This window comes from Kitasatospora sp. NPDC127067, from assembly GCF_042724755.1.
In the GTDB taxonomy this organism is placed as follows: domain Bacteria; phylum Actinomycetota; class Actinomycetes; order Streptomycetales; family Streptomycetaceae; genus Kitasatospora; species Kitasatospora lactacystinica.
Genome location: NZ_JBHXEM010000002.1, coordinates 100,211 through 116,314 on the forward strand (window position 1 = coordinate 100,211; position 16,104 = coordinate 116,314).

Annotated in this window: 14 protein-coding genes and 1 pseudogene; 6 read left to right on the top strand and 9 right to left on the bottom strand. The window is 74.3% G+C overall.

Annotated elements, in window-relative coordinates; translation table 11 throughout:
• Together ACFWJ4_RS01590 and ACFWJ4_RS01595 are read left to right on the top strand one after the other, a co-directional pair.
• Positions 1 to 2,248, top strand: a pseudogene (locus ACFWJ4_RS01590) (hypothetical protein); the annotation flags it as partial.
• Between the two features lie 117 nt (positions 2,249 to 2,365).
• Positions 2,366 to 3,295, top strand: a complete 930-nt coding sequence (locus ACFWJ4_RS01595) for a cellulose-binding protein (protein WP_359899925.1) — start codon at positions 2,366 to 2,368, stop codon at positions 3,293 to 3,295.
• 125 nt (positions 3,296 to 3,420) lie between these two features.
• Here the strand turns inward: ACFWJ4_RS01595 and ACFWJ4_RS01600 are convergent, their stop codons facing one another.
• Both ACFWJ4_RS01600 and ACFWJ4_RS01605 read right to left on the bottom strand, forming a co-directional pair.
• Complete coding sequence (locus ACFWJ4_RS01600; RefSeq protein WP_224283203.1) at positions 3,421 to 3,741, bottom strand: hypothetical protein; 321 nt, start codon at positions 3,739 to 3,741, stop codon at positions 3,421 to 3,423.
• Positions 3,738 to 4,535 carry an alpha/beta fold hydrolase gene (locus ACFWJ4_RS01605; protein ID WP_380538210.1) on the bottom strand — a complete coding sequence of 266 codons (798 nt, stop codon included), beginning with the start codon at positions 4,533 to 4,535 and terminating at the stop codon, positions 3,738 to 3,740. The genes ACFWJ4_RS01600 and ACFWJ4_RS01605 overlap by 4 nt, the downstream gene beginning before the upstream one ends.
• 93 nt (positions 4,536 to 4,628) lie before the next feature.
• Between ACFWJ4_RS01605 and ACFWJ4_RS01610 the strand changes: the two genes are divergently transcribed.
• Positions 4,629 to 5,633 carry an ATP-binding cassette domain-containing protein gene (locus ACFWJ4_RS01610; RefSeq protein ID WP_380538212.1) on the top strand — a complete coding sequence of 335 codons (1,005 nt, stop codon included), beginning with the start codon at positions 4,629 to 4,631 and terminating at the stop codon, positions 5,631 to 5,633.
• A gap of 1 nt (position 5,634) precedes the next feature.
• Complete coding sequence (locus ACFWJ4_RS01615; protein ID WP_359899931.1) at positions 5,635 to 6,402, top strand: ABC transporter permease subunit; 768 nt, start codon at positions 5,635 to 5,637, stop codon at positions 6,400 to 6,402.
• Positions 6,403 to 6,421: 19 nt separating this feature from the next.
• On the opposite strand, the gene ACFWJ4_RS01620 is transcribed toward ACFWJ4_RS01615, so the two are convergent.
• Positions 6,422 to 6,745, bottom strand: a complete 324-nt coding sequence (locus ACFWJ4_RS01620) for an ATP/GTP-binding protein (protein ID WP_380538214.1) — start codon at positions 6,743 to 6,745, stop codon at positions 6,422 to 6,424.
• Between the two features lie 390 nt (positions 6,746 to 7,135).
• Here ACFWJ4_RS01620 and ACFWJ4_RS01625 point away from each other — a divergent pair, with 390 nt between their 5' ends.
• Positions 7,136 to 8,284: an LLM class flavin-dependent oxidoreductase gene (locus ACFWJ4_RS01625; RefSeq protein WP_380538273.1), complete on the top strand. Its 1,149-nt coding sequence runs from the start codon at positions 7,136 to 7,138 to the stop codon at positions 8,282 to 8,284.
• A gap of 125 nt (positions 8,285 to 8,409) precedes the next feature.
• On the opposite strand, the gene ACFWJ4_RS01630 is transcribed toward ACFWJ4_RS01625, so the two are convergent.
• Complete coding sequence (locus tag ACFWJ4_RS01630) at positions 8,410 to 8,802, bottom strand: SCO5389 family protein (RefSeq protein ID WP_359828614.1); 393 nt, start codon at positions 8,800 to 8,802, stop codon at positions 8,410 to 8,412.
• A gap of 481 nt (positions 8,803 to 9,283) precedes the next feature.
• On the opposite strand from ACFWJ4_RS01630, the gene nucS reads away from it, so the two are divergent.
• Positions 9,284 to 9,943: an endonuclease NucS gene (gene nucS, locus ACFWJ4_RS01635; protein ID WP_359899935.1), complete on the top strand. Its 660-nt coding sequence runs from the start codon at positions 9,284 to 9,286 to the stop codon at positions 9,941 to 9,943.
• Between the two features lie 4 nt (positions 9,944 to 9,947).
• Here nucS and ACFWJ4_RS01640 read toward each other — a convergent pair whose 3' ends face one another.
• The 5 genes from ACFWJ4_RS01640 to ACFWJ4_RS01660 form a co-directional block, all read right to left on the bottom strand.
• Positions 9,948 to 12,227 (bottom strand): ATP-binding protein, encoded by a 2,280-nt coding sequence (locus tag ACFWJ4_RS01640; protein ID WP_380538215.1) that lies wholly within the window; start codon positions 12,225 to 12,227, stop codon positions 9,948 to 9,950.
• A gap of 264 nt (positions 12,228 to 12,491) precedes the next feature.
• The gene (locus ACFWJ4_RS01645) at positions 12,492 to 12,812 is read right to left on the bottom strand and encodes an STAS domain-containing protein (protein ID WP_359899939.1); all 321 of its coding nucleotides are present in this window, start codon (positions 12,810 to 12,812) and stop codon (positions 12,492 to 12,494) included.
• A gap of 354 nt (positions 12,813 to 13,166) precedes the next feature.
• Positions 13,167 to 14,036: a 3-hydroxyacyl-CoA dehydrogenase family protein gene (locus ACFWJ4_RS01650; RefSeq protein WP_380538217.1), complete on the bottom strand. Its 870-nt coding sequence runs from the start codon at positions 14,034 to 14,036 to the stop codon at positions 13,167 to 13,169.
• Between the two features lie 170 nt (positions 14,037 to 14,206).
• Positions 14,207 to 14,857: a response regulator gene (locus ACFWJ4_RS01655; RefSeq protein WP_380538219.1), complete on the bottom strand. Its 651-nt coding sequence runs from the start codon at positions 14,855 to 14,857 to the stop codon at positions 14,207 to 14,209.
• A complete protein-coding gene (locus ACFWJ4_RS01660) occupies positions 14,854 to 16,062 on the bottom strand; it encodes a sensor histidine kinase (RefSeq protein ID WP_380538221.1) in 1,209 nt (402 codons plus the stop codon). Before ACFWJ4_RS01660 ends, ACFWJ4_RS01655 begins: the two co-directional genes overlap by 4 nt.
• Between the last annotated feature and the right edge of the window lie 42 nt (positions 16,063 to 16,104).

The window sequence follows — 16,104 nt, forward strand, 5'->3', positions numbered from 1 at the left end:
CACCGAGGCCGAACAGCACGCCACCGACCTCACCAAGCGCACCGCGGCCGAGACCGCCGAGGTCCGCGAGGCGGCCGACCAGCACGCGGCCCAGGTCCGCGAGGCCGCCGAGCAGCACTCCACCGAGGTCCGCGAGCAGGCCGACGCCTACGCCGACGAGCAGCGCACCGCCGCCGACACCTACGCCGCCGACGTCCGCGAGCAGGCCGACACCTTCGCCGCCGAGCAGCGCACCGCCGCCGAGGAGTCGCTGGAGCGCGCCGAGGCCACCGCCGAGCAGCGCCGCGCCGAGGCCGCCAAGGACGCCAAGGCGACTCGCGAGAAGGCCGCCGCCGAGCTGGCCCTGGCCAACGAGCAGGCCTCGACCGTCCGGGCCGAGGCCGGCCGCGAGCTGTCCGAGGCCCGCGCCACCGCCGACGGCATCCGGGCCGAGGCCACCGCCGAGCTGGAGCAGGCCAAGGCCGACCGCGCCGAGCTGATCTCCGCCGCCAAGGCCGAGGGCGCCGAGCTGGTGGCCGTCGCCGAGGAGGAGGCCGCCGAGGTCCGCCAGGCGGTGGCGGGCATGCACGAGGCCGCCGCCGAGCAGATCGCCGCGCTCAGGGCCGCCGCCGGGCAGGAGGCCGCCGAGGTCCGCGAGGCCGCCGAGCAGGACGCCACCGAGCTGCGCGTCCTCGCCGAGCGGGAGACCACCGAGCAGCGGGAGTCCGCCGACGCGTACGCCGCCGAGCTGCGCAGCCTGGTGGAGCGCGAGAGCGCCGAGCGGCGCGAGCTCGTCGACCGCGAGACCGCCGACCTGCGGGCCCGTACGGAGGCCGAGACCACCGCCCTGCGCGAGCAGACCGAGCTGGAGCTGGCCGCCGAGCGGGAGGCCACCGAGAACGAGCTCGGCCGGCAGCGCGCCGAGGCCCTGGCCTACGACGAGCAGCTGCGCGCGGACGCCGAGGCCGAGCTGCGCGCCGCCCAGGAGGCCGCCGAGCAGCTGCGCGCCGACGCCGGGGCGCAGGCCGCCCGGACGGTGGCCGAGGCCGAGGCCCAGGGTGCCCGCGGCATCGCCGACGCCGAGGAGCTGTCCGCCGGTCTGCGGGCCGAGGCCGAGGAGTACGCCCTCGCCACCCGCACCCTGGCCGACGAGTACGACTCCGCCACCCGCTCCCGCGCCGACGACTACGACGCCAAGACCCGGGAGGCCGCCGAGCAGTTCGACAGGGCCACCCGCGAGCACGCCCAGTCCGTCCTGGAGAAGGCCTTCGCGGACGCCGAGGCGCTCGGCGAGGACGCCCAGACCACCGCGCTGGCGACCACCGCCGCCGCGGAGGAGCAGGCGGACGCGATGGTCGCCGCCGCCCGCAAGGAGGCCGGCCGGCTGGTCGCCGCCGGCGAGGCGGCCGGTCAGGCCGAGGTCGAGAAGGGCCGTTCCGACGCGGACGCCCTGCTCGCCGAGGCCCGCCGGGACGCGACGGCGATCCGCGAGCGCGCCGAGGAACTGCGCGAGCGCACCGACGCCGAGGTCGAGGCCCTGCACGAGCGCGCCCGCAAGGAGAACGCGGCGGCCATGAAGTCGGCCGGCGAGCGGGTGGACGCGCTGGTGACGGCCGCCCAGGAGCAGCTGACCGAGGCCGAGGAGCAGGCGGTGGCCACCGTCGCCGAGGCCGAGGACCGCGCGGCGGCGCTGGTCGCGGCGGCCGAGGACCGCGCGAGCGAGCTGACCTCGGAGGCGTCCGCGGAGGCCAGCAAGGTCCGGCTGTCGGCCGTCCGCAAGGCGGAGGGCCTGCTGAAGGAGGCGGAGACCAAGCTCGCCAACTCCACGGACCGCGCCGAGTCGCTCATCGAGAAGGCCGAGGCGAAGCTGCGGTCGTCCGAGAGCGAGGCCGAGGAGCGGCTGGACCGGGCCTCCACCGAGGCGGAGAAGCGGCTGCGGGACGCCGACGAGGCCGCGGACGAGCAGATCGAGCTGGCGAAGGCGGAGGCCGAGCGGCTGCTCGCCGAGGCGACGGCCGAGGCGAAGCGGGTCACCGACGAGGGCCGGCGCGAGCTGGACGAACTGGTGCGCCGCCGCAAGGACATCAACACCGAGATCTCCAGGGTCCAGGACGTGCTGTCCGCCCTGGAGGCGTTCGAGGCGCCGGCGCCGGTCGCCCAGGCCAACGGGGGAAGCAGCACCAAGAAGGACGGGGGCGCCAAGGCCGGTGCCGGAGTTGGCTCCCCCCGGTCGGGTGGCAATCGCTCCAAGAGCGCACCACCCGATTGAGCGGACATTGGCGGTCATTGTCCGTGAGAGAACGGCATATCGCCGTCGACACTCCGGTACCGTGTCAGGATTCCCTCAACCACCTCAGCGGTTTGACGACAGGAAGCCCAGAACCCCATGAGCGACAGTCACTCCCCTCACGGCTTCGACCTGGTGCGCCGTGGGTACGAGCGCGCCCAGGTCGACGAGCGGATCACCAAGCTGGTGGCCGACCGTGACAGTGCCTTGACCCGGATCAGTGCGCTGGAGAAGCGCATCGAGGAGCTCCACCTGGAGACCCAGTCCGCCCAGGCGGCGGTCGTGGAGCAGGAGCCCTCCTACGCCGGTCTCGGCGCCCGGGTCGAGAAGATCCTGCGACTCGCCGAGGAGGAGGCCAAGGACCTGCGCGACGAGGCGCACCGCGCCGCCGAGCAGCACCGCGAGCTGGCCGAGGCCGCCGCCCAGCAGGTCCGCTCCGAGGCCGAGAACTACGCCAAGGACCGCAAGGCCAAGGCGGAGGACGAGGGGATGCGGATCGTCGACAAGTCCAAGAGCGACGCCGCCCAGCTGCGCGCCGAGGCCAACAAGGACGCCCAGAACAAGCGCGAGGAGGCGGACGCCCTCTTCGAGGACACCCGCACCAAGGCCGCCCAGGCCGCGCTGGAGTTCGAGACCAACCTGGCCAAGCGCCGCGAGCAGTCCGAGCGGGACCTGGCCGCCCGTCAGGCCAAGGCCGAGAAGCGCCTGGCCGAGATCGAGCACCGGGCGGAGCAGCTGCGCCTGGAGGCCGAGAAGCTGCGCACCGACGCCGAGCGCCGCGCCCGCCAGACCGTCGAGACGGCCCAGCGCCAGTCCGAGGACATCGTGGCCGACGCCAACGCCAAGGCGGACCGCATCCGCAGCGAATCCGAGCGCGAGCTGGCGGCCCTCACCAACCGCCGCGACAGCATCAACGCCCAGCTGACCAACGTCCGCGAGATGCTGGCGACGCTGACCGGCGCGGCCGTGGCCGCCGCCTCGCTGCCGACCGACGACACCCTGGGCGTGCCCGCCCAGCAGTCGCGCTGACGCACGCAGGCCCCGGCGGCACCGCAGGCCCTCACCCACCCGGGTGAGGGCCTGTCGGCTTTCGCGCCGTCACCGTCCCGAGCGGGCGCGGGCCGGGCGCTTCCGGGCCGGTCGGACGCGGGCCCTCACCTCGGGTAGGCGCCGTCCGGCCGCTGGTAGCCGCTGCTGAGCTGGTTGCCCTCGTCGTCGGAGACGGTGCCGAACCAGGAGGTGCACCAGACCGACACCGAGTCCGGCCAGTACTGCACCTCGAAGGGGTGTCCGGGCCCGTAGTCGCCGTACGAGGTGACGATGAAGGTCTCCCCCGGGCGCATCCAGTAGTCCTCGCCGAGCGGTTCCAGCGTGAGCTCGACCAGGCCCTCGCCCCGGTTGGTCACGGGCATCCGGCCGGTGACCTCCAGGGCGGAGAAGTCCCAGGCCGCCGCGTCCTGGCTCTCCTGGCTCATCCGGCGGCCACCCGGGCGAGCAGGGTGCGCACGACGGCGTCGAAGGCCTCGGGCGCCTCCAGGGCGCTCAGGTGGCCCACCCCGGGCAGGACGGTCAGCTCGGCGTCCGGCCGGGCCCGCAGCATCGGCTCGGCCTCCTCGGGCGCCACCAGGGCGTCCTGGGCGCCCGCCACGACGGAGACCGGCACCCGCAGGGCGGCCAGGACGTCCAGGGCGTCCGGGCGGGCCGCCATGGCCCGCTGGGCCCAGGCGACGGCGGCCGGCGGCGCGGCGGCGACCATCGCCTGCACCCGCTCCACCAGGTGCTGCGAGTCGGGCCCGAGCTGCCCGGCCGCGACCTGCTCGTCGAGCAGCAGCCGCACGCTGTCCCGCGCGGTGACGGCGGCGGCGATCCGCTCCCGGTTGGCCCGTACCGCGTCGGAGTCGGCGGTGGCCCGGGTGTTGGCCAGCAGCAGGCCGGCCAGCCGGTCGGGGTGGCGGCGGGCGAAGGCCAGCGCCACGTAGCCGCCCATGGAGAGCCCGGCGACCACCGCGCGCTCGATCCCGGCCGCGTCCAGCAGCAGCGCGAGGTCGTCCGCGACCGGGTCCAGCGAGGGCTCGTCGGCGCCCAGCACAGTGCCGCCGAACCCCCGCTGGTCGGGGGCGAGCACGCGCGCTTCGTCCCCGGTCAGGCCGGGCAGCGTGTCCAGTTGGGACGACCACATCGAGGCGTTCAACGGAAAGGCGTGCAGCAGCACGAGTGGTGTTCCGGTACCGCTCTCGCGGACCGACACTGCGGAGGGGAGCTGGGTCATGCGTCCAACCTATTCCGGCACGCCCGGCGGGCCCACTCAGCGGGCCGCGATACCCCCTTTGTCCTAGCCTGGCAAGGAAGTGAGGGAGCGCGAATGATCGAGTTGCACGACCTGACAAAACGTTACGGCAAGACGCTCGCGGTGGACCGGCTCAGCTTCCAGGTCCCTCGGGGCGTGGTGACCGGCTTCCTCGGCCCGAACGGCGCCGGCAAGTCCACCACCATGCGCATGATCCTCGACCTCGACCGCCCGACCGCCGGCCGAGTGACCATCGACGGCAGACGGTACGGCCAGCTCAGCGAGCCGCTCAAGTACATCGGCGCGCTCCTGGAGGCCAAGGCCGTCCACCCCGGCCGCACCGCCCGCGACCACCTGCTCTGGCTCGCCCAGAGCAACCGCATCCCCGTGCGCCGGGTGGACGAGGTGCTCGCCCTGGTCGGCCTCACCCCGGTCGCCCGCAAGCGGGCCCGCGGCTTCTCGCTCGGCATGGGCCAGCGCCTGGGCATCGCCTCCGCCCTGCTCGGCGACCCGGAGATCGTCATGTTCGACGAGCCGGTCAACGGCCTGGACCCGGAGGGCATCCTCTGGATCCGCAACCTGATGAAACGCCTCGCCACCGAGGGCCGGACGGTCTTCGTCTCCTCCCACCTGATGAGCGAGATGGCCGTCACCGCCGACCACCTGGTGGTCATCGGCCGCGGCCGGCTGCTCGCCGACCTGCCGATGCCGGAGTTCATCCGGCGCAACTCCCGCTCCGCCGTACGGCTGCGCACCCCGGAGCCCGAGCGGCTGCTCGACGTGCTGGCCGAGGCCGGCCTGCGGCCCGAGCCGGGCCCGGACGGCTCCCACGAGGTGGTCAACGGGGACATCGCGCGGCTCGGCGAGCTGTTCGCCGGGCACGGCGTGGTGCTGCACGAGCTCAGCCCGCAGCAGGCCTCGCTGGAGGAGGCCTTCATGCAGATGACGGCCGACTCGGTGGAGTACCACGCGGGCGACGGACCGGGCCGGGACGCGGCCGGCGCGCCCACCGAGTGGGGCGCCGGCTGGAGGGCGGACGGCGCCCGGCCGACCACCACCGCACGGCAGGAGGAGAACTGAGATGGCGTCCTTCCCGGCGATCCTCCGCTCCGAGTGGACGAAGATCCGCAGCGTCCGCTCGACGGTCTGGACGCTCGCGCTGACCTTCGTCGTCACGGTCGGCATCGGCGCGCTGCTGTCCCTGCTCACCAACAACAACTTCACCGAGTTCCGCCGCGACGACCTGTCCCCGTTCGACGCCACCGGGACGTCCTTCTCCGGCATCATGCTCGGCGAGCTGGCGATCATCGTCTTCGGCGTGCTGGCGATCGGCAACGAGTACAGCAGCGGCATGATCCGGGTCACCCTGGCCGCCGTCCCGCAGCGCGCCACCCTGCTCACCGGCAAGGCGGCGGTGCTCGGCGCCCTCGCCCTCGCGGTCTCGCTGGTGACGGCCTTCGTCACCTTCTTCGTCGGCCAGTCGCTGCTCGGCACGCACTCCACCACGATCGGCGAGCCCAACGTGCTGCGGGCGGTGTTCGGGGCCGCGCTGTACCTGACGATGCTCTGCCTGTTCTCGGCCGGCGTCACCACGATGCTGCACAACCAGACGCTCGCGCTCGGCGTGCTGGTGCCGTTCTTCTTCCTGCTCTCGCCGATCCTCTCGGCGGTGCCGAAGGTCAAGACCCTGGCCCACTACTTCCCCGACTACGCGGGCTCGCGGATGCTGCTGGTGTACGAGCAGCACGGCCAGCCGTACGGGCCGTGGACCGGCTTCCTGATCTGCCTCGCCTGGACGGCCGCGGCACTGGTCGGCGGTGCGCTGGTGCTCAAGAAGCGCGACGCCTAGCGGGACCCGGCCGGACCCGTCAGTACCGCGGAGCGCCGCGGCCTCGCAGGACGTTGGAGGCCCGGCGCTCCCGCGCTCCCCAGCAGGCGCGGTGCCAGTGCCGCCGGTCGTCCACTCCCGCGCCGTACTGCGGCCAGGCCACCACGTGGCCCACCCCCGGCGGGATCTCCTGGTCGCAGCCCGGGCAGCGGTAGAACCGCCCCGCCGTCCCGGCGACCGTCTGAACCACCCAGTCCTCGCCCTGGTAGCTCTCGGTGCGGCGCAGCGAACCGCCGGCCGGGGCGGTCGGCTCTGCGCTCTCGTGCGGGGCGGCGCTCTTGATCCGGTTGCGGCGCGGCGACACGGCGGACTCCCTCTCCTCCTGGGCTCTGGATCGTTCCAGCCTACGGCCGGGCGGGCCCCCGCACGGCCACTACCACGGCTCCGTCCGGCACTTCGGCGTTTTTGCCGAGATCCACCCGATCATCGGGGAAATCGGGAGTTCCGCGTGCCATTGGCACATGACATCGGATACCCACAAGGGGAGAAGGCGGGGCCCGCAGACCCTGCGCGCACCCGAGGAGGCCCAACGATGAGCAAGACCAGCGCCCGCGCCGAGAGCGGCCGGCCCGTCGGGATCCGGCCGGTCGCCCCCGGTCCGACGCTGACGTCCGTCCCCCCGGTCACGGCCGTCGTGGGCCGGCCGCTGCCGGCGCCCCAGCGGACGGGCGCGCTGCCGCCGTCCACCGGTCCGGTGCGGGTCGGCCTGTTCCTGCTGTCCGCGCAGTTCCCCGGGCAGAGCCACGGCGAGGCGCTGGAACGCACCGTCGAATCCGCCGTCGAGGCCGAACGCGCCGGGCTGGACAGCGTCTGGCTGGCCGAGCACCACTTCGTGCCGTACGGGGTCTGCCCGGACGCCGCCACGCTCGCCGCGATGCTGCTCGGCCGCACCCGCCGGATCGGCGTCGGCACGGCGGTCAGCGTGCTCTCCACCCGCCACCCGGTGGGGCTCGGCGAGCAGGCCGCGCTGCTGCACCTCACCTCCGGCGGACGGTTCACGCTCGGGGTGGGCCGCGGCGGGCCGTGGATCGACCTGGACGTGTTCGGCGGCGGCGTGGACGCCTTCGAGAAGGGCTTCCCGGAGCGGCTGGACCTGCTGCTGCGCTGGCTGCGCGGCTCCCGGGTGGGCGCGGACGGCCCGCAGTTCGCCTTCCCCGAGGTCGCCGTGGTGCCGCGGGCCACCGAACCGGTGCGACGGCCGGGCCTGAGCAGCTGGCTGGGCCTCGGCGGGCGGACCGGCCCGGTGCGCTTCCCGCGCCAGCGCCGGGACGACGAGGGCCTCGGCGAGGAGCTCACCGCCTCCGGACGGCCGGTGGCCGGGCCGCCGGTGGTGGTCGCCTGCACCTCGCCGGGCGGGGTGCGGCTGGCCGCCGAGCGCGGCCTGCCGATGCTGCTCGGCATGCACTCCGGGGACGACGACAAGCTGCGGATGCTGGAGCTGTACCGGACCGCCTGGCTGGCCGCCGGGCGCGGCGAGGAGCAGCTGCGCCGGATCGGCCGACAGCACGTCGCGGCCGGGGTGGCCCAGGTCGACGACCGCGCCGCGGCGGCCCGGTCCACGCTGCTGAACGCGATGCCCGGCTGGTTCGAGTACGGGCTCGGCGCCCACCGCACCGTGGACGGCCGCGAGCGCAAGATGCGCGATCCGCGCCAGTACACCGAGCTGCTCTGCGACCTGCACGCGGTGGGCACCCCGCGGCAGTGCGCCGACCGGCTGCTGGCCACCGCCGAACGCACCGGCATCCGGCGCTTCGCCCTGCTCGCCGAGGGCAGCGGCGACCAGGAGGCGACCCTGGACAACATCGCCCGGCTCGGCTCGGAGGTGCTGCCGCAGCTGGGCTAGACGTGCCCGGCGGAGGACAGGCCCGGCGGGGGGACGTACCGGGTGGGGGGACGGGCCCGGGCCGCCGCCCCTCCCCCCGCACCGGGGGACGGGGGCGGCCGGCGCCGCAGCGGGCTACGGCGGGGTCAGCAGTCCCGCAGTTCCTCGGACTGGTTGAGCAGCTGCTCCCGGACCGAGGTGAAGCGGTCGTACCGCGCCTCGTTGGCGTCCGACGGCAGGAACACCGCGACCCGGTGACAGTTCTGGAAGGCCAGCCGAACCCCGAAGTGGCGCTGGAGAGCGCCCCGGATGGCGTCGCTGGCGAGCGCGCGCAGCAGCTGGCCGCGGGCCTGCTCGCTGGGCGGCGGCACCTGGTTGTCGGCGAAGTCGGTGCCGTCGACCTTCGCCTGGGCGACCAGCGAGCTGATCAGGTCCCAGGCGTAGGGCAGAGAGACGCGGACGCAGTCGACGAATTCCCGCTCGTCGACCTCGCCCCGCTCGGCCTTCTCCAGCAGGGCCGGTGAGACGTCGAGCGACATGGATTCTCCTCTCGCGGTCCACCCGCGCGGCGCCCGGGTGGTCGTGCGTAGGTCAAGCTCACAGTGAGGGTGGCGGATTCGCATGGGGTGTCCGGAACACCGAGGGACAGGGGTTTCCGGCACCTTCGCGACAGCGGCGGCACCACGGGACGTGACGTCCTGGATACCGAACGCGCTCAGAACAGCGTGGCAGTCAACGGCGCGGCAGGCCGGTCATTCCTGCGGATTGCTTCGGAAATATGTTGCGGTGCACCGGATTGGCCGGATCCCGTCGGATCGTTCATCTGAAGTCTCCATCCCCGTTGACAGCGATCCCGCGAGCGTGCCGTCACACACCGTAGCGACTTGAGGGTGGGGGCGCCAGACCTCGACGGGGCGGTGGCGGGACCGCAGGACCTCCATGTTGGCCGGGTTCGCGCTTTCTTCACCCAGCCGTCGCGGAATCGCATCAACTGGCCCCGGTGGGCTAGCGTGGTCGACCGTGCGTCTCGTAATTGCCCGCTGCTCAGTCGACTATGCCGGTCGGCTCTCCGCCCATCTGCCCTCCGCCACCAGGCTGATCCTGGTCAAGGCCGACGGCAGCGTCAGCATCCACGCCGACGACCGCGCCTACAAGCCGCTCAACTGGATGTCCCCGCCGTGCGCCCTCAAGGAGGCCGACGGGGTCTGGACGGTGGAGAACAAGGCCGGCGAGAAGCTCATCATCACGCTGGAGGAGGTGCTGCACGACTCGTCCCACGAGCTCGGGGTCGACCCCGGCCTGATCAAGGACGGCGTGGAGGCACACCTCCAGGAGCTGCTCGCGGACCGGATGGAGGTGCTCGGTGCCGGCTGGTCGCTGATCCGCCGCGAGTACCCCACCGCGATCGGCCCGGTCGACATCCTCTGCCGCGACGCCGACGGCGCCACGGTGGCCGTCGAGATCAAGCGCCGCGGTGAGATCGACGGCGTCGAACAGCTCACCCGCTACCTCGAACTCCTCAACCGGGACCCGCTGCTGGCCCCGGTCAAGGGCATCTTCGCCGCGCAGGAGATCAAGCCGCAGGCCCGCGTCCTGGCCACCGACCGCGGTATCGGCTGCGTGGTGCTGGACTACGACGAGCTGCGCGGCATCGACGACGACAAGCTCAAGCTGTTCTGACCGCTCAGGACGGACTGGACGACGGGCTGGACGTGCCGGTCGGACCGGCCGAGCCGCTCGACGACGGGCTCGGTTTGGCGGTCGTGGTGGACGGCTCCGGCGACGGCGAGGTGCCGGTGCCGCCGCCACCGGGCTGAGTGCCGCCTCCGCCGGTGCCGCCCGCGCCCGGACCGCCGGGGTTCGGCCCCGACGGCTGCTGGCCCGGTACGGGCGGCTGCTGCGGGGCCTGCGACCCGCCCGCCCCCGGCGAGGAGCTCGGCCTCCTCGTCGGCGAGGCGCTCGGCGAGTGCGAGGCACTGGCGCTCGCGGACGGCGCCGGGCTGCTCCCCTGCGTCGGCGCACCGCCCGGCCCGGCACCGGCCGTCGTCGGCCCGGCACTGCCGGACTGCTGCGGGAACGGCGGGTCCTGGGTGCCGCCGCCGTCCAGCCGGCCGTTGTTGTGCGGGTCCTTCCCCCTGACCTCCTCCGGCCCGCTGAAGCTCATCGCCACCGCCGCGCCGAGGACCCCCAGGGTCAGCACCGCGGTGGAGACCACGGCCGCCCGCCGGCGCCTGCTGGACTTCAGGCGGGCCGGCACCCGGGCCGCGATCTTGCGGATCACCGGGGCGCGGCCGGGCGCCGCGACGGGCGCGGCGGCCGGCAGCTGCCGGCCCTCGGCGCGCAGCAGGTCGAGCATCCGGCGTGCGGCGGCCACCCCGCGCTGCTCGCCCGCGGCGGCCCGCAGGGTCAGCGCGGTCTCCAGTTCGGCGACGGCCCGGGAGGACTGCCGGACGCAGATCGCGTGCACGCCCGCCTCGTGGTGGAACCAGGCCTGGTCGACCGCCGAACCGGTGCGGCGGGCCGCCTCCAGACCGAGCTGGAGCACCCGCTCCCAGGCGCCCCAGCGCAGCGACAGCGCCAGCGCGGGCGCCGCCGCCCGGGCGAGCCGGACCACCGCGTCGTGCCGTCCGGCGGTGCGGTCGGCGAGCAGCACGCCGACCATCACCTCGGCCTCGGCGGCGACCTGTTCCAGCGTCACCGAGCTGTGCCCCACCCACCAGGCGAAGTGCTGGGCGGCCCCGTCGACGGAGCCCCGGGCGGGCCAGTGCGGGAGGAGCAGGTCGAGCGCGCCGGCGGTCAGCCGGTGGTGCCCGCCGATGGACACCGCCAGTCCGGCGTCGGCGAGTTCGGCGAGGGCGGCCTCGCCCTGCCCGACGTCGATCAGCGCCGGCAGGTGCGGCGCGGTGGGGCATTCGCCGCCGAGCGCGACGGCGAGCCGCAGCACGGCCTGCGCGGGCTCGCTCAGTCCCTCGGCGAGCCGGACCGCGGGCGAGGCGGTCTCCGCCACCGAGGGCAGCGGGACGGTGAGCCGCAGCGCGTTCTCCCGGATCGCCGGGTCCTCGTCGTGGACGGGCTCGTCGACGGCCCCGAAGACGTCCATCCGGTCGTCCTCGGCGGCCACCAGCGCGTCCACCGCGACGTCCCGCTGGCGCAGCAGCGCGGCGGCCTGGACGAAGCGCAGCGGCAGGCCCTCGGACTCGAACCAGAGGTCCACCGCCCAGGCCTTCTCGGTGACGTCCAGCGGCCGCCCGGCCAGCCGGGCGGTGAGGGCCAGGCAGGCGGAGCGGGAGAGTCCGGCCACCAGGTGGTCCTGGAGCCGGGAGCCGGGGGGCAGCGGCGGGCCGTCCGGGGCGGCGGAGATCAGGAAGGCGCAGCCGGGGGCGGCGGCGAGCAGTTCCTCCAGCTCGGCGCCGGAGGGCTCGGCGGCGTCGATCACCACGATCGCGCCGACCTCGGCGAGGTGGAAGGCCAACTGCCCGGGGTCGGGGCGGTATCCGGGGGCGTGGTGGGTGGCCGCGAAGAGGTCCTGGAGCAGGTCGGCGCCGGTCCGGCGGTGGCCGCAGAGCTGCACCACGCCGTCGGGGGCGAGGTCGGCGGCGGCCTCGGCGACGGCCGACAGCAGCGCGCTGCGGCCCGAGCCGGCCTGGCCGACCAGGCGTATCGAGCGGCCCTCGGCGAGCAGGGCGAGCAGTTCTGCGGTGTCGGTCTCGCGGTCGAGCATCGGCAGATCGGCGGGCCCGGCGCCGAGCGCGAGCGGGCCGACCGCGCGGCCGACGCCGCCGACCGGACCGCGGGCGGGCTCGCTGCGTCCGGTCCGGCGCGGACGGGGCCGCCACTCCTCGGGACAGGTCCTGGCCTCGGAGCCGTCCGGGGCGCCGACGCCCACCAGCAGGGCGCCGGAGACCAGTTCGCCGCCGCGGGTGCGAACGGCCTCCTGCCGGAACTCCCCGGATGGCTGTGCCACGTTCTGCTCCGCATCGTGCTCGGCCGTCGGCGCCCCGCGCCGCCCGGCTGACGTCCCGGTGGCGGCCGCGGCCGGGCTGGAGGCAGCCCCGGCGGCCGTCTTCTGACGGGCAGACTCTTGCACATCCGGCCCCGGCCGTGCAGAGCGGTCCGTGGCCGACGGCCGGTCCGCGGCGCTGACCAGGGGCGTTGCGCGGACGGACCGGGGGTGCGCAGGCGCACGGTCCCGGCGCGCGGCGCGGTGGGGGCCGTGGGGCCGCGGGAGTTAGAGAGCGAACCCGTGCGCCTCGGCGGCGCCGTCGACGGCCAGGATGCGGTGCAGCTTGGTGGCCACCAGTAGCCGCTGCAGCTGGGCCGGGACGGAGCGCAGCACCAGCCGGCGGCCGATCCGGCCGGCCCGCCGGTGGGTGCCCATGATCACGCCGAGCCCGGTGGCGTCCCAGAACTCCAGCCGGCCGAGGTCGAGTACGAGGTCGCCGAGGCCGCCGTCCACGGCCTGGTGCAGCCGGGCCCGCGCGTCGGCGGCGGTGCGCACGTCGAGGCGGCCTTCGATGGCCAGCGCCGTGTGGTCGCCGGTGATGCGCATGCTCTCCTCCTTCGCCTGGACGGCCTGGTGCGGGGCGGGTCCGCCCCGGCCGTGCCGGGAGCGGGAGCGGGGGGTGCATACGGGCGGGCCGAAGCCCCACACCCGGACCCGGGCGGAATGCCGGGTTCCCTCATCTGACGGTGAACCGGCTCCGCAGGTTGCTGGTTTTGGCCAGATCTGAAGCAACTTCACCCGTCCGAGGGAATATACGCAGGTCGGCCCCACACCTACGCTCGATTACCGCCCAAATCACCCGTCTGCGGCACCCGGCGTGAGGAAACTCACCCGGCCCTGCGGGGCGGGCCGTACGATGCTCCGATCGCACGGCCCGGCCGGTCGTTCAGCCCTGCCGGCTCACTTGCCCTCGTACGGGTAGAAGCCGCGGCCGCTCTTGCGGCCCAGGTCACCGGCGGTGACCATGCGGGCCATGATCTCCGGCGCGGCGAACTTCTCGTCCTGGGTCTCGGTGTAGATGTTGCGGGCGGCGTGCAGCAGGATGTCCACGCCGGTCAGGTCGGCGGTCTGGAGCGGGCCCATCGCGTGGCCGAAACCGAGCCGGCAGGCGGTGTCGATGTCCTCGGCGGTGGCCACGCCCGACTCGTACAGGCTGGCGGCCTCGACGACCAGCGCGGTGATCAGGCGGGTGGTCACGAAGCCGGCCACGTCGCGGTTGACCACCACGACCTCCTTGCCGACGCCCTCGGCGTAGGCGCGGGCGGTGGCCAGCGTCTCGTCGCTGGTCTTGTAGCCGCGGACCAGCTCGACCAGCTTCATCATCGGGACGGGCGAGAAGAAGTGGACGCCGACGACCGACTCCGGGCGCCCGGTGGCGGCGGCGATCCGGGTGATCGGGATGGCGGAGGTGTTGGAGGCCAGTACGGCGCCGTCCTTGGCGAGCTTGTCGAGCTCGCGGAAGACGGCCTCCTTGACCTCCAGCTTCTCGAACACGGCCTCGACCACGATGTCGGCCTCGGCGACGGCGCCCAGGTCGGTGGTGATGGTGATCCGGCCCAGCGCGGCCTCGGCGTCCTCGGCGCTCAGCCTGCCCTTGGCGACGAACTTCTCGTAGGAGGCGCGGATGCCGGCCAGGCCCCGCTGGAGCGCCTCCTCGGTGACGTCCCGCAGCACCACCGGGTGACCGGCCTGCGCGGACACCTGGGCGATGCCGGCGCCCATCAGGCCGGCACCGATCACGGCGATCTGCTTGCTGGACGCATTGCTCATGGCTGGGTCTCCCGATGCCGTCGCCGCCCCGCGGGCGGGCCCTGAAGGCGGCTCAGGGCAGGGGTCGCCGCCAGAGAGCCGCATCGCTCGTTTTTCCGGGACTCTAATGCCCAAATCCCCCGTGCAATAGCAATCGGGAGTGTGATCTGCAACCGACCTAAAACAGGTGATCAGACGGTCAGTCCGAGGTCCTGCGCCAGGATCGCCGCCTGCACCCGGCTGCGCAGCCGCAGCTTCGCCAGGATCCGGCTGACGTGCGTCTTGGTGGTCGCCTCCGCCATCTCCAGCCGGGCCGCGATCTCCCCGTTGGACATCCCGGCCCCGATGCAGGCCAGCACCTCCCGCTCGCGGCCGGTCAGCGTCCCCACCGCGGCCCGGGCCTCCGGTCCGACCGGCCGCTCGGGGCGGGCGAAGGCCCCGATCAGCCGTCTGGTCACCGAGGGCGCCAGCATCCCGTCCCCGCGCGCCACCGTGCGGATGCCCTCGATCAGGGTGTCCGCCTCCAGGTCCTTGAGCAGGAACCCGGACGCGCCGGCCCGCAGCGCGCCGTAGACGTACTCGTCCAGGTCGAAGGTGGTCAGCACGAGCACCTGGCCGGCCCCGGCGGCGACCACCTCGCGGGTCGCCGAGACGCCGTCCAGCCGGGGCATCTGCACGTCCATCAGCACCACGTCCGGCCGCAGCTCCAGGGCCAGCCGGACGGCCTCCTCGCCGTCCGCGGCCTGCCCGACCACCTCGAACTCCGGCTCGGCGCGCAGGATCATCACCAGCGCCGCGCGTACCGCCGCCTGGTCCTCCGCCACCAGCACCCGGATCGTCATGCCCGCCCCTCGTTCCCCTGGGCGCGCGGCAGCACCGCGCGCACGCTCCAGTACCCGTCCTTCGGCCCGGCCTCGAAGCTGCCTCCGAGCAGCCCGGCCCGTTCCGCCATGCCCACCAACCCGGCCCGGGCACCGGGCAGTTCACGGCCCGGACCGCCCCGGTACGGGCTGTCGACCGAGATCCGAAGTTCCTCCGGCGCGAACTCCAGCCGCAGACTGACCAGTCCGGGCCCGGCGTGCTTGAGGGCGTTGGTCAGCGACTCCTGGACGATCCGGTACGCGGCCAGCCCGACCGGCACCGGCACCTCCCCGCGCTCGCCGCGCTCGTCCAGCTCGAAGTCCAGCCCGACGTCCCGGCCGGCCGCCCGGGCCTTGGCCAGCAGGGCGTCCACCGCGGCCAGGTCGGGGGCCGCGTACGACTCGTCCACCTCTCCCCCGCCACTGTCCCGGAGCAGTCCGATCATCCGACGCATTTCGGCCAATCCCTGGACGCTGTTCTCCCGGATCACCGCCAGCACCTCCACCAGGGGATCGTCCTGGGGCAGGTCCCGGCGCCGGGCCACCGACTGCGCACCGGTGGCGTGGATCGCGATCGCCGACAGGTGGTTGGCCACCACGTCGTGCAACTCCCTTGCCATCCGGGCCCGTTCGGCGCCGATCGCCTCACGCCGGTCCATCTCCGAGAGCAGCGCGGTCTGTTCCGCCCGCAGCCGCTCGGCCTCCGCCTCCTGCCGGTGCTTGCGCACCACGTCGCCGCTCCACACCGGGCCCAGGAAGACCAGTGTGCTGACCACCACGATCAGCAGCGCCAACGAGGTGCCGCCGTAGACCGCCGCCAGGGTGGACAGTGCCAGCACCGTGGCCCCGCCGGACAGGTGCAGCACCCGGGACATCCGCGGGGTGCCGTAGATCACCGCCGCGTACAGCAGGTCGGTGTACATGATCAGCGTGGCCACCAGGTTGCCGGCGAACACGCTCGCCGCGAAGGCCAGCCCGCCGAGCGACACCGCGAGCACCGGCCTGGTCCGCCGGACCAGCTCCAGCCCGGCCATCACCAGCAGTGGCGGCACCACCGCCCACAGCGGCACCCGGTCGGCCCGGTCGTACACCCCGAAGGCGATCAGCACCGCACCGCCGAGCAGCCCGGCGAGGGCGATCAGCTGGTCCTGTCGGCGCGGGGGGAGCGCGGGGAACGGGAGGGGCACGTCCCCATCTCATCATCCCCGGCGGCCGGCCCGGCTCCGGTC

What these genes read in the sequence shown, in the direction of transcription:
- ACFWJ4_RS01595 (WP_359899925.1), top strand. Translation starts at nt 2,366, where the DNA reads ATGAGCGACAGTCACTCCCCTCACGGCTTCGACCTGGTGCGCCGTGGG.
- ACFWJ4_RS01600 (WP_224283203.1), bottom strand. Translation starts at nt 3,741, where the DNA reads ATGAGCCAGGAGAGCCAGGACGCGGCGGCCTGGGACTTCTCCGCCCTG.
- ACFWJ4_RS01605 (WP_380538210.1), bottom strand. Translation starts at nt 4,535, where the DNA reads ATGACCCAGCTCCCCTCCGCAGTGTCGGTCCGCGAGAGCGGTACCGGA.
- ACFWJ4_RS01610 (WP_380538212.1), top strand. Translation starts at nt 4,629, where the DNA reads ATGATCGAGTTGCACGACCTGACAAAACGTTACGGCAAGACGCTCGCG.
- ACFWJ4_RS01615 (WP_359899931.1), top strand. Translation starts at nt 5,635, where the DNA reads ATGGCGTCCTTCCCGGCGATCCTCCGCTCCGAGTGGACGAAGATCCGC.
- ACFWJ4_RS01630 (WP_359828614.1), bottom strand. Translation starts at nt 8,802, where the DNA reads ATGTCGCTCGACGTCTCACCGGCCCTGCTGGAGAAGGCCGAGCGGGGC.
- ACFWJ4_RS01645 (WP_359899939.1), bottom strand. Translation starts at nt 12,812, where the DNA reads ATGCGCATCACCGGCGACCACACGGCGCTGGCCATCGAAGGCCGCCTC.
- ACFWJ4_RS01650 (WP_380538217.1), bottom strand. Translation starts at nt 14,036, where the DNA reads ATGAGCAATGCGTCCAGCAAGCAGATCGCCGTGATCGGTGCCGGCCTG.
- ACFWJ4_RS01655 (WP_380538219.1), bottom strand. Translation starts at nt 14,857, where the DNA reads ATGACGATCCGGGTGCTGGTGGCGGAGGACCAGGCGGCGGTACGCGCG.